The sequence below is a fragment of the Ekhidna sp. genome, from assembly GCF_039940915.1.
In the GTDB taxonomy this organism is placed as follows: Bacteria; Bacteroidota; Bacteroidia; order Cytophagales; family Cyclobacteriaceae; genus Ekhidna.
In genome coordinates, this window is sequence record NZ_JBDVFO010000002.1 from 270,607 (window position 1) to 283,727 (window position 13,121).

A 13,121-nucleotide genomic window follows, 5' to 3' on the forward strand; every position below is an offset into this window, starting at 1 on the left:
CAATTAATTACTCGGTAAACTTCGATCAAAGCCTATTTTGTCGGTATACTCATGATGCGCTTTTCTGACCAAGCCACGTATGCGGTTGAGTTCGGCGTCTACTTTCTTATAATTCAGCGGGTACCAAAGTGAAGGTTTGCAGATCACCTCGTCTCCAAATTGATCACTTTGATAAAGTTTAAACTTGTATAAGCCATCCAAACTAACAATTTCAATGTCCTTTACTTCGTGGAATGGTATCTGTATCTCATACGTCCCCTCTTGCACATATAGGTTTTCCTTATCATAGGAAACTTCTTTTATTTTCTTAAGGAACTTTCCAATGTTGGGGTACCAGTAGAAAATCATGAGAGCTAGATAGACTACAACCATTACAACTCCATACAGATCTCCATCTATCAGGTAAAGGGTCATATATGCCAAAAACATGATGGAGAGTGACCCCATTAAAAAGAACTTATACCTCTTCACAGAATTGATGGATAGGGATTTCGATCGTTCCATCAGGCCGCTTCCACTTCCTCCACTAAATCCTTCTCTACGCGAAGCTTGTCAATGATGAATTGCTGACGGTCAGGTGTATTTTTACCCATATAGAATGTCAGCAAATCCTGGATACTGGTGTCTTTCTGAAGAATAACAGGATCGAGGCGGATGTTGTCTCCAATAAACTCAGCGAACTCACCTGGGCTGATCTCTCCTAATCCCTTGAATCGAGTTATTTCTGGCTTACTGCCCAGCTTGGCTATGGCATTCCTCCGCTCCTCTTCAGAATAGCAGTAAATCGTTTCTTTCTTATTCCGAACACGAAATAAAGGAGTTTCCAAAATGAAAATGTGATTGTTTCGAACCAACTCAGGGAAGAATTGTAAGAAATAGGTCAATAAGAGTAATCGAATATGCATGCCATCCACATCGGCATCTGTTGCAATTACAATTTTCCGATAGCGTAACCCTTCCAGCCCGTCTTCAATGTTTAGCGCGTGCTGCAGTAAGTTAAACTCTTCATTTTCGTAAACTACCTTCTTGGTATGCCCAAAACAGTTAAACGGTTTACCACGCAATGAAAATACGGCCTGCGTCTGTACACTTCTTGATTTGGTAATGGATCCACTTGCTGAGTCTCCTTCCGTAATGAAAACCATGGTTTCATCTTTGATGGCTTCATCTCCTTTCTTGTCATTGAAATGAATACGGCAATCTCTTAGCTTCTTATTGTGCAGATTAGCTTTCTTGGCTCTTTCGTTCGCCAGCTTCTTAATGCCCGCAATCTCCTTACGCTCACGCTCAGACTGCTGGATACGCTTCAAAAGTGCATCGGCTGTAGCTGAATCCCTATGTAGGAAATTGTCAAGCTCCTTTTTCACAAAGTCATTGACGAATGTCCGCATTGTGGGGCCTTCCGGCCCAACGTTTTGCGATCCCAGTTTTGTTTTGGTCTGACTTTCAAATACAGGCTCTTGTACTCTGACCGCTATGGCTCCAATGATCGCTGACCGCACATCTGCGGCGTCAAAATTCTTTCCATAAAATTCACGCACAGTCTTCACAATTGCTTCACGAAAAGCTGCTAAATGCGTTCCTCCCTGTGTCGTGTACTGCCCATTGACGAATGAGTAATATTCTTCACCATACTGATTGGCATGTGTTATAGCAATTTCAATATCATCCCCTTTTAGATGGATGATTGGGTAGCGTAGATTTTCAATGTCTGCCTTATTGGTCAGCAGGTCTTTCAGTCCATTTTCAGAGTGATATTTTTTACCATTGAGTACAATGGTCAAGCCTGCATTTAAGTAGGCATAATTCCACATCAGGTTGTCCAGATATTCCGGAATGAAGTGATAATTTTTGAAGACCGTATCGTCTGGCTCAAAGATGATCTGCGTACCATTTCTACCTTCGGCTTTTTGAACTTTGGAATCGGTGGTAACCTCGCCTCTTTCAAACTCAGCTACTTTCGTTTCTCCATCTCTGTAACTCTGTACTTTGAAGTAATTGGACAGTGCGTTTACTGCCTTTGTTCCTACGCCGTTTAGGCCTACGGATTTTTGAAAAGCTCCCGAGTCATACTTGCCTCCCGTATTAATTTTACTCACACAGTCAACTACTTTTCCAAGTGGAATTCCTCTTCCATAATCCCGCACAGTCACGCGGTGGTCTGTTACTTTCACATCAATGGTTCGGCCATGTCCCATCATGTGTTCATCGATACTATTATCAATGATCTCTTTCACCAATACGTATATGCCATCATCCGGAGAGCTACCGTCCCCAAGCTTACCGATGTACATCCCTGGCCTGAGTCTAATATGCTCCTTCCAATCCAGTGATTTGATGCTATCCTCGGTATATATCGCTTCAGCCATCTAATAAAGTAGTTATAAGTGATTTAATAATCTCTAATTCAAAGTAATGATAAAAATCCAACACTTACACGTAACAACCTAACCCTCAGAGGCAGTGTTACTTGAAATAAGACAAATTAAGAATCTGAAATAGAGGTAGTTCTACTTCTTTTTAAAAATGAAAAAAATCAGTCCCCCAACCCAAATAACCAGAAATACAGGACCTAAAAAGTTGAGATATCCGTAGCTGGATGGAGCTATGTGATTGGTATTGTTCATCACCCCTACCAAACCAATCATGGATGCCAAATAGAAGTTGACAATGAAAAGGATGGCGCGAATCCAAGCAGCTAAATTTTCAGCTAAATTTCTAGAACCGAGCGTGACTCCCATGCGCAAAACGATGTTCACAATCACAAAACTTCCAAAGGCATAATAGAAGAACGATTGTTTATGAATTTCCTTCACCCCCTCTATATTCAGGTCTACCATAATGGGCGAGTATGCGTACACCAAAAGTAGAATAACTGAAAAGAGTAAAACTGAAATAGCGTTGAAGACTTTTATCGCTTTGACCATGGCTGCAAAAATGTCATATATAATTTAATGGGACGAATAATCTTCATCTAAAAAGAAGCAATTCACCGGATAGGTAGCTATGAAGTTTATCAACTAACAAAGAATTCCATTGCGCTTTACAATCACTTGCGAACAGTAACAGGCATATTGAAAGCAAACCCCTGATGGTTAGATATCAATATTCTTCCAATCAGCTTAATTTATGCCAACTTCCTCCAGTGACATCTGAATCACCTAATCGTCTCAAGGTTCAGAGAGCGAAAGCGCATCCGAAACGAATGCGCTTTCGTTTTTAGAATAACAGTTTTAGACTTCACTTTAAAACGATATTTTCTCTATTCTAAGTGCATATTCGTCTGTTGAAAATAATCTATAATACCCATTATTCTGATCGGGAACAATAGCCCCCTTTGCAAGACTTAGTACATACCAAGCATATCCATGATAACCTTTTTCCCATCCACTCTGAATTGGAATTTTATCTCTTTGGATAATCATATTTGAAGTTGCATCAAATTCAGCAATTACATGACTCCTTTTCGCGATATCGTCTCCGAATTCCAATTCATAACCAATTGGATAATCTGATGTTATATAACTCAGCAATGCACCCCCGTTTTCCATGGGAAAGATTCCTGTGAATAGGCTATACAATTCATCATAAACTGGACATGGTACATCCAAATAGGTTGTAGCTATTTCTGATTGAACATCAGCCGTCAATCTTTTAACTATGCTATAAGTACATGAAACATCTTCGCCGCAATCCGTCATTTGCTCTGAAGACCCTGTCAACCACGTTCCATCATTTAGCCGTGCCCGAATATGATTCAAACTGATAACTGTTTCTTTATACTCATCAATAAAGTTTCCATCAAAATCAAAATTCATCACATATCGTTGAAATTCATTATTTCCCAATCTTCGATTTCCCAGAATTGAAAAACCCGAAGCTGTGCTTGATCGAAAATAAATACCATTGTAAAGACTGTTGTCTATGGAAAGGATCTCCACTGTATTTCCATGCAGGTCAGCTTTGAATACTTTAAAATCTCGTCGTCCATCAACAAGGCTACTTGGTCCATCTGCACTAAACCAAAACTCATCCTCACTGGCTGATTGAATGGCGTTCATGTTATGCCCGGTACCTATAGGCAAATCCCACTGTATCTCTCCGTTTATACCAATTTTCATGAGATGTGCAGGGTCACTCCCTTTGACCCCATATCCCATAATGACAATACCACCATCGCTCACTGCCAAATACTTTTTTACAGACTGACCGAAAAACCTATGGGGGTCAAATTTCCATAGTTCATTTCCATCACTGTCCACCTTGAGAAACAATTCGTTTGTATAATTAGCATTGGTAAGGCCAAGAGAAATGAGAATGCCATCATCTAGCATTTTATACCCAGACACTGTATATACAGACGTTCCCTCTAGTGAAATTTCCTTACTCCAAACTGTTTTAAAATCAAGTTCCTCACATGTCTCCTGCAATATAACCTCCAGTTTACGTGAATCTTCATCAGCTATTTGGAGCTCTTCGGTTTTAAAACCATCCTTTGAAATAATCAACCCGTAGCTGTAGGATTCTCTTACACAAATTTGATTAGCTGTAGACTCCAACTCAATACTTTCCTCCCAAATGACATCACCTTCTTCATCAAAGCCTGCAATCTTAAGGTGAGCATTGGTAAGATTTAGTCCACCATCTCCAGTGATACTAAACACAGATATCGTCAGCACTTCTACACGTACAACTTTAAATTCAAACTGCGCGAAACCATAGCTCTCAGGAGATCCTGCTGCATGTATAACCTCTGGACTCACTGTGGTAATTTTGTCTTCTGATACATCGAATGAAATTGCAAGTGGTTCTTTGACAAGGCTGGCTTTTTCGCTCCCTTCGAGTGGACTTACATAGAGTATTTCTTTCTCTTCGTTCAAGATAAAAAACTCCTCCAGTGTGAAGTTTCCGACTGGCAATGTTAGCGGTGAACTTAGCAAGGCTCCATTGAAGTCTAGGAGTTCGATATGTTCTCTATAATGTGTAATTAAGCCGTTTTCATCTTTAATGGTAATGATGACTTCTTTAGGTTCAGTTGAGTTCGATAGCGTTCTCCCGACCACACCATCTGACACATTGAAAGTAAACTGGACATCTGAATTTGTTATCTGCACCCTAGAATCTTCTTTATTACATCCCATAAACAGAAGGAGGATGAGTGCTCGAGCTATATTTTTCATTCTCTCTAGTTTTTAGAAAGTAAGTTCGAGCTACATTTTTCGCTTCGAAAAAATACTATGTGTACAAAAGGTGAACTTGAAGATTCAATGAAACTATATTTGGCACGATGGAAGCTTGTTATACTTCCTAAACCACGTCTCAATGATTAAGAAATTAGCGGGAACACTTAGTATTATAGTTTGTCTTATTCTTTGGGGTTGTAGAGAGCAAGTGCCAGCAGAAGCACCCGTATTTACTTCGCTAAGCGTTAGTGAAAATATCCTCAACTACTCTTTCACTCCAACGAGCAAGTTCGATAAAAATGGATTGATGTTTTCTGATCAAGGAGCTTGGTTTGCATATAGCTTCCCAGACTCCATCGGTATTGCCGGATTCACCGGCCCTTTTTTGATGACTCAGCAAAATGGTATATGGAGTAGCCGATGCCTTTCCTATTTACGCATCAAAAACATAAACTGGAAGGCACATAAAACGAGAAGTACGAGTGGTTTTTTGGAGCAGGTTTTTATATCGGATGATTTACAACTAACCCAAAGGCTTGCGTTTAAGTCAGGTCATACGGCATTAATTTACTCTGAAATTGAAAATACTTCTGACAAAGATGTGTCCATCCAATATCAGTGGAGAAACGCCCCTATTCTTGCTGATGGTCTAGAACTAAGTGGTCACAACCGTCAAATCGAAATTGCATCCGATCATACAGATGCAATGGGCTATATTCAATTTTCCGACTCGATAGTGAGTTGTGAGAACAACTCTTATGAAACACAATTAAAAACCGCCTCACTTGCCAAAGGAGAGGTTATCAAACTTGACATTTCTCAAACTTTCATTTTCCCTGAATACGACTGGGGAAAAGAACAAAAAGAGACTGTAGGAATCAATTTTGACTCGCTCTTAGAAAGACGTAAACGTGAAAAAGATCTACAGTTGTCAAAATTGCTCCACAACAGACGGTTGAAGTTTCAGGATTCTTTCTATGCCCAGGCGTTGGCAAAGGCGCATTTGACCTTACAAAACAATTGGCGCATCCCTGCCGGTGAAATCAAGTTTGAAGGTTTGTTTCCCAGCTATCATTATGAATGGTTCAATGGGTTTTGGTCATGGGATTCCTGGAAGCACAGTGTTGGTCTCTCCTTTTACGACATCACTTTGGCAAAAAAGCAGATCAAATTGATGTTTGAATTTCAGGATGAAGATGGTTTTGTTGCAGACTGTGTATATCGCGATACGACCATTGAGGCTCACAATTATCGCGACACTAAACCTCCACTCTCCGCGTGGGCAGTTGCCGCAGTTTTTGAAAAGAGTTTAGATACTGCTTTTGTGCACTATATGTACCCCAAACTGAAAAAGTATCATCAATGGTGGTATCAAAAACGTGATCACGATCAGGACGGGTTGTGTGAATATGGCTCTACCGATGGCAGTTTGGTAGCCGCCAAGTGGGAAAGCGGAATGGATAATGCCATCCGGTTTGATGGCTCAAGAATTTTAAAAAACAGCGATGATGCCTATTCGCTGGACCAAGAAAGTGTAGACCTGAATTGCTACCTCTATGCCGAAAAGCTTTTGCTTGCAGACTTAGCAATGGTTTTGGCTGAAAGGAAAGATTCAATCAAGTACAAGACCGAGGCTGATTTCTTAAAAGGTCAAATCCAACGGCAGTTTTATGATGAAGAGAAAGGTTGGTTCTACGACACCTCTTTGGATGGTGAGCATTTCATCAGAGGTGAAGGAAGCGAGGGTTGGACGGCACTTTGGACGATGGCAGCAACCCAAGAACAGGCCGAAGCTGTTAAAGAGATAATGATGGATACTACCAAGTTTTTCACGCGGGTTCCATTTCAAACCATGAGTGCTGATCATGAAAGGTTTGATCCGCTCAAAGGATATTGGCGTGGGCCCAATTGGCTTGATCAGGCCTATTTTGGCGTGAAAGGATTGCGGAATTACGGATACAATGATGAAGCCAACAAAGCCACGAAGCAGATACTGGAGGGCGCAAACGGGCTGCTTGAAAAGGGCCCTGCCATTCGAGAAAATTATCATCCATTAACTGGTGAAGGACTACATGCCTATAACTTCAGTTGGAGTGCTGCACATGTCATTATGCTGCTAATGAAGGAACAATGAACTGCTGGAATATTTAAATGACTCAAAATGTTGGTCTGATGCTGGCCATCTCTGACCAGGCATCTTTATATTTATTCGATGGATTTAAACCCGGTGATACTTTCCATTCCTCTCTACTTTTTTTTGATCGGCTTAGAACTGGTTTATCAGCTTGTAAAGCAAACAAAAATCTATCGAGCCAACGATGCTGTCACCAATATCAGTTGCGGCATTTTTTCTCAGGTTACGAATGCCATTTGGGGAGCGATTTCGGTTGGGATGTATCAATTCGTATACCAGCATTGGTCAATTGCTCAGATTCCTAATAATTGGTGGAGCTATCTCGTGCTTTTCGTTTTAGTAGATCTGTGTTACTACTGGTTTCATCGGGCAAGTCATGAGATTAATTTCCTGTGGAACACTGCTCATGTAGTGCATCATCAAAGTGAAGACTACAACCTCTCTGTGGCCTTGAGACAGTCATCGTTTGGTGGCGTTTTCTCCATGGTCTTCTATTTGCCATTGGCTTTGTTGGGATTCAATGCCTACGCTTTTCTTGCTGTGAAAGGTATTAACCTCATCTATCAGTTCTGGATACACACAGAAGCAATAAATAAATTACCGAAGTGGTTTGAGTATGTATTCAACACACCCTCTCATCACCGGGTGCATCATGGACGCAATCCTAAGTACATCGACAAGAATCATGCAGGAACCTTGATGATCTGGGATCGGATGTTTGGAACTTTTCAGGCTGAAGAAGAAAAGCCAACGTACGGCGTAACCAAACCGACAAATACCTGGAATCCCGTATGGGCCAATGTACTTCCCATTGTGGATATGACCCATCAGTTGAAAACTACTTCCGGGTTTTTGAATAAGCTCAAAATTCTTTTCTACAAACCCGGGTGGCAACCTGATGAACTTGGAGGGTATCAAGCAGCTCCTGAAGTAAATAAAGATGCTTACCATAAATACGATGTTCACCCGCACATTCCGATGATCCGATATGTATTTGTTCAGTTTGTGATGGTACTTACTTTCACCGCACTCTTCTTATTCACGCATGTCAACTATGATTTGTATGTCAAACTAGCACTTGCTGGATATATCATGTGGTCCATTGCGCAGCTAGGAATATTGATGGAGAACAGGAGCAATTGGATTCCATCTGAATTCATCAGGCTTTTAGCCACGGGCACAATCCTCATTTTTTTACTTGAGGGAGTTACCTCCTACCTCATTGCAGGAGGTTTTGTTTTGCTTTTTGGCTTGTGGCTTGGGAATGCATCTCGAAAGAGAAGCTAGACGATCTTTTCGTAAACTTCTTCCAAGGACATGTGTGTTGTCCAAAAGCCACCTTCATGCGATTTTCCTGCCAGCTGTACTTCCAGGATATTTAAATGTGTATGCCATCCGGACATGGTACCAACACGCGTTTCATGCGTGTCTTCAAGTTTCTCATGTGTCAGTGTGAGCTTCACCCCCTCATCTTGGGACTCCAGCTTAAACGTCACTAATCCCTCCCACTCAATTACGAATAGATGCGGAGCTTCCGATTTAATAACTTTCGCGTAGGAGACAAACCCATCACCAAAATCCTGGTATTTGGTCGGTGGTGATTCTATTGGGCTGGATAGTTGATTGTTATTAAACACAAATTTTATTTGGCTCCCCTCATTAAGTGATACTGAACCAGAAGCAAACCATTTTCCTCGTTTCTCCGCATCTGTCAAGTACTCCCAAACACGATCAATTGGTCCTGGCAGCATACGTTCAAATTGCAAAGTGGTTGGTGCTATCAATTTTCCATTTTTATTCATGATCTGATCTCATTAATAGTTATCAAAAGAAGATTTCCATGTACTCTTTTTCCATCTGCATGTGAACACTCCAGAATCCCTGGGGATCAACACCATTCATTCTGTCCACCAGAATATCCAGATGTGTATGCCAGCCACCCATTGTTCCAACTCGCTTGTTTCTATCCGCAGGTAGGTTTGAGTGGGTCAGCGTCAGCTTTACTTCATCTTCCAGTTCTTCCAGTTTGAATTCCACCTCGCCGCCTTCCCATCCAATCATTAGTAAATGAGGTGCATTGTAGGTAAGTACATCTGCAATTGAAGTCATTCCTCCTTCCAGGCCTTTGTATTTTTCAGGTATCGGATCCTTCGCTGGCGAAAGCTTGTTGTGGTTGAATATGTACTCAACCTTCCCACCGGACATGCTATCCATTTCACCTCCCGCAAACCATAGTGATCGCTTATCTGCATCAGTCAGGTATTCCCAAACTCGTTCGATCGGGCCAGGCAATAGTCGTACAAATTGAATTGTGTGATCATTGATCAACTTACCATAAGTATTCATAGTAGTAGTTTATTTGTTGTTGTTGGTATCTTCTCTTAAAAGGGCTTCTAACTTATCAAGGCTGGTATTCCAGAAGCGTCTGTACTGATGCACCCATAGTGCGATCTCTCCCAGCTTATCCAATTGGGCATGGCAAAAGCGCTCTCTACCTTTCTTTTCGATCGTTACTAGCCCGCACTCTTTCAAAATCCGGACGTGCTTGGAAACAGCCGGTCTGCTCATCTCAAAATTGTCCGCCAACTCATTGACGTTTCTGGATTGGTGAGATACCAATCCTATGATCTCTCTTCTGGTGGGGTCTGCTATTGCTTGGAATACATCTCTACGCATAATATGAAACCTTTTGGTTACAAGTATACTAAAATGTAACCAAAAGGTTTCATTAAATGATTAAAATGTTATTCTGTCCGGAGTTTATCCGCCGGATTGGTTTGTAATCCTTTGATGGCTCGCCAGCTAACGACAATCAATGTCAAGCATAAAATCAAACCTAAAACTTTGATAAATATGAGTGCATCAAGCGTGATTCGGTATGCAAAGTCATCAAGCCAGCCATTGGCCATGTAATAGGCAATGGGTGTACTAATCATCAATGAAATGCAGATGAGGAAAATGTATTTTTTCACCAAAAGCACATAGATGTTCAATCTACCAGCACCGAGTATCTTTCGAATACTCAACTCCTTGCTGCGCTTATTGATATTGAAATTTACTAGTCCCAATAATCCAATAAGAGCGGTCACGATGGTGAGCACTGTAAAAAGTCCAAACAGTTGAGCCATCTTTTCTTCTTTTCTATAAAAGTCATCGAAGGTTTGATCCAAGAAAGTAAACTCAAATGGACGCTGAGGGGCGTAAACGCTGTACTTCTCTTCCAGAAATTCTATGGTCTTTTTTAAATCGCCATTTCCAATTCGAACAATCATGTTTGGCATGTAAGAGTCTAACAGATGAATAGCCGCAGGAGATACTTCTTTATGCATGCTTTTGACATTGAAATCACGCACTACACCTATAACCTTACCTTTCTTCAATGAGTCCTGATGATTCCAATGCTTCCAATGAATTACTTCACCAATTGCATCTTCAGGATTACCAAGGTCGAAGGTACGAACAGCCTCTTCATTCAGCACAAATGCTTGTGAATGATCTGATGCATTTTGTAATTTAAAATCGCGACCTGCAATGAGTTCAAGCTCCATTGTTTTCAGAAATTGATGATCTGTTACAAAGACATTAGCTGACTGATCTTTGTTGTTTAGCCTGGGGATAATTATGCCATCACCCGCAACAATCCCCCCAGGAACACTGTAGCTAAAGGTTATATTTTTGATGTTACTATATTCGCTAAATGCCTGCCTGGTACTTTCCAGGTCCCTTCTCATGGAACCCACTGTAGATATCAAGATTAGATTTTCCTTATCAAATCCAAGATCCGCTTCGCGCATGAATTGAAATTGCTCATAGACGACAACAGAGATAATGATGAGCCCAACACTTAAAACATATTGTACGGCTACCAAAATTTGCCTCGGATTAAAAACCGCGAAGTGCTTACCTACTTTAACTCTATGTATCTTAAGACCATGCACGATATCGATTGCTCTTACTCGTGTCAACAGGGTGGCTGGATAGGCACCTGCCAATACCCCTAAAGCCACTAATGCCCCCAGGTAGGCAAGTATGCGAGGAGGCGTGAATAAGTCAACGAGTTCGAATTCCTTCTCTGTGAACTGATTAAATTCTGGCAATAAAACAAATAAAAGTCCCAATGTTAAAGCCCCTGCAATCAGCACGTATAATAGGGATTCGATGCAATGCTGAACGAACACCTGTCCCTTTCCTGCTCCAACAAATTTCCTGATTCCTACTTCTTTTGCTCTACCTATTGCTTGAGCAGAGGTTAAATTCACAAAGTTCAAGCAGGCAATAAAAAGTATAATCAAGGCTGCAATTCCTAAAAAAAATACGTTTTGATAACTGCTTCTATCAAATGTATCCTGTTCGAAAGCTGATGAGTGTAAGTGAATATCATGGAATGATTGAAAATGAGTGGTATAAGAAATTCCATGAGCTTCTAACTCTTTGGCTGACCTTTCTTTCACAAAACGTTGGGCTTCTTCTTCAAATGCCTTCACATTCACACCATCTTCAAACTCAACATATGTAGTGAATTGATGCCATAGCCAACTATTCATCCGCTCTTCAGGTGTATAGTTTTTTAATAACTCAAACGACACAAGGTAATCTGGATTCACATGAGATTGATCTGGAAAGTCCTTGTAAACCCCAACGATCGAAAAGGTAGAACTTCCTAACTGAACCGTCTGATTATTGAAAGGAGCTCCTTCAAAAAATTTGATAAAAAGAGATTCTGATAGGATAAATGATCTTGGTTCTTTAAGTCCATCTCGGGTTCCTGCGATTATCTCTACATCTAAGATATCAAGCGCATCAAATTCAGCATAGTAGCCATTGGTCTCAGAAAATGATTTATCTCCAATTTGAAATACCGTCCCACCATAGTCGAAATAGATTCTTCCAGCCTTTTTTATTTGTGAAAAATTAGCTTCTAAGGCCTCTGCAATTGGCGGAGGTACAGTCGTGATCAAAGAGACGTCTCCGCTCTCGCGCTCCAGGCGATCATATAATCGGTACTTGTTTTCTCCATTTGTTTGATACCTGTCGTAATGCGTCTCTTCCCATAAATAAACACTTATAAAAAGCACCGCTGTGATTCCCAGGGTCAAGCCAAAAAGATTGATCAATGTAAAAGACTTTCTCCTTAAACCATTCCGGAAAGCAATTTTGATGTAATTGAGTATCATTCCCATTTTATTTGATTTTGAGTTATTGAAATTGATCTGTACAACAGACCCTCTCATGAGTGTTAGCATATCCAACAGGTAATACCAGTTTGCCTTTCGATGGCCTTGTTTTTTAGCTCTTCGCTCATACAATTCATACAAATCCCCTTCAAGTCCTTCAAGGTTACTCTGCGCGCAGATCCATCGAAAAAATCGCTCAGCTAGCTTTGGCGGGTTAGATTTATTCATGAGTTGAAAATAAGATTGGGAATGAGTTGAATCATTTCCTTGCGCTGCTCATAGATACCTGCAAGAACCTCTTTCCCTGTCAGGGTGAGTTGATAGAAACGCTTCCTTCTCCCCCTTCGGTCTTCGGTTGGGCCTTCGAGAAAGGATTTAAGTAAGCCTTTTTTTTCAAGCCTGTTTAACGCACTATGTAAAGCACCTATACTAGGTTTTCTATTCGTACGTACTTCTAATTCATCCTTAATAGAAATGCCGTAAGCTTCTTCCTGAAGTATTCCCACAGAAAGCATTACCAGTTCCTCAAACTCGCCAATATTTGAACCCTTCATTTTATATTTCCTAAATGTATATTATCAATGTTTCCTAAATGTATACTTTAAAAACAACATTAGGTTACAGCTTTTT

At 40.7% G+C, this 13,121-nt stretch carries 11 protein-coding genes; 2 read left to right on the forward strand and 9 right to left on the reverse strand.

Annotated features, from left to right (window positions below; genetic code table 11):
- Positions 1-3: 3 nt before the first annotated feature.
- From ABJF57_RS06455 to ABJF57_RS06470, 4 genes are all read right to left on the reverse strand, one after another.
- Positions 4-504: a hypothetical protein gene (locus ABJF57_RS06455; RefSeq protein ID WP_462233527.1), complete on the reverse strand. Its 501-nt coding sequence runs from the start codon at positions 502-504 to the stop codon at positions 4-6.
- Positions 504-2,369 carry a DNA topoisomerase IV subunit B gene (locus ABJF57_RS06460; protein WP_462233528.1) on the reverse strand — a complete coding sequence of 622 codons (1,866 nt, stop codon included), beginning with the start codon at positions 2,367-2,369 and terminating at the stop codon, positions 504-506. The genes ABJF57_RS06455 and ABJF57_RS06460 overlap by 1 nt, the downstream gene beginning before the upstream one ends.
- Before the next feature lie 141 nt (positions 2,370-2,510).
- Complete coding sequence (locus tag ABJF57_RS06465; protein ID WP_462233530.1) at positions 2,511-2,927, reverse strand: hypothetical protein; 417 nt, start codon at positions 2,925-2,927, stop codon at positions 2,511-2,513.
- Between the two features lie 318 nt (positions 2,928-3,245).
- A complete protein-coding gene (locus ABJF57_RS06470; RefSeq protein ID WP_462233532.1) occupies positions 3,246-5,180 on the reverse strand; it encodes a hypothetical protein in 1,935 nt (644 codons plus the stop codon).
- 142 nt (positions 5,181-5,322) lie between these two features.
- Between ABJF57_RS06470 and ABJF57_RS06475 the strand changes: the two genes are divergently transcribed.
- Both ABJF57_RS06475 and ABJF57_RS06480 read left to right on the forward strand, forming a co-directional pair.
- Positions 5,323-7,317 carry an MGH1-like glycoside hydrolase domain-containing protein gene (locus ABJF57_RS06475; protein ID WP_462233533.1) on the forward strand — a complete coding sequence of 665 codons (1,995 nt, stop codon included), beginning with the start codon at positions 5,323-5,325 and terminating at the stop codon, positions 7,315-7,317.
- Between the two features lie 78 nt (positions 7,318-7,395).
- A complete protein-coding gene (locus ABJF57_RS06480; RefSeq protein ID WP_462233535.1) occupies positions 7,396-8,604 on the forward strand; it encodes a sterol desaturase family protein in 1,209 nt (402 codons plus the stop codon).
- On the opposite strand, the gene ABJF57_RS06485 is transcribed toward ABJF57_RS06480, so the two are convergent.
- From ABJF57_RS06485 to ABJF57_RS06505, 5 genes are all read right to left on the reverse strand, one after another.
- On the reverse strand, positions 8,601-9,119 hold the full coding sequence (locus tag ABJF57_RS06485; protein WP_462233536.1) for an SRPBCC family protein: 519 nt from the start codon (positions 9,117-9,119) through the stop codon (positions 8,601-8,603). The two genes, ABJF57_RS06480 and ABJF57_RS06485, sit on opposite strands and share 4 nt — an antisense overlap.
- Before the next feature lie 22 nt (positions 9,120-9,141).
- Positions 9,142-9,663 carry an SRPBCC family protein gene (locus tag ABJF57_RS06490; protein ID WP_462233538.1) on the reverse strand — a complete coding sequence of 174 codons (522 nt, stop codon included), beginning with the start codon at positions 9,661-9,663 and terminating at the stop codon, positions 9,142-9,144.
- 9 nt (positions 9,664-9,672) lie between these two features.
- Complete coding sequence (locus ABJF57_RS06495; RefSeq protein WP_462233540.1) at positions 9,673-9,993, reverse strand: ArsR/SmtB family transcription factor; 321 nt, start codon at positions 9,991-9,993, stop codon at positions 9,673-9,675.
- A gap of 68 nt (positions 9,994-10,061) precedes the next feature.
- Positions 10,062-12,719 carry an ABC transporter permease gene (locus tag ABJF57_RS06500; RefSeq protein WP_462233541.1) on the reverse strand — a complete coding sequence of 886 codons (2,658 nt, stop codon included), beginning with the start codon at positions 12,717-12,719 and terminating at the stop codon, positions 10,062-10,064.
- On the reverse strand, positions 12,716-13,045 hold the full coding sequence (locus ABJF57_RS06505) for a PadR family transcriptional regulator (RefSeq protein ID WP_462233543.1): 330 nt from the start codon (positions 13,043-13,045) through the stop codon (positions 12,716-12,718). Before ABJF57_RS06505 ends, ABJF57_RS06500 begins: the two co-directional genes overlap by 4 nt.
- Positions 13,046-13,121: the final 76 nt, after the last annotated feature.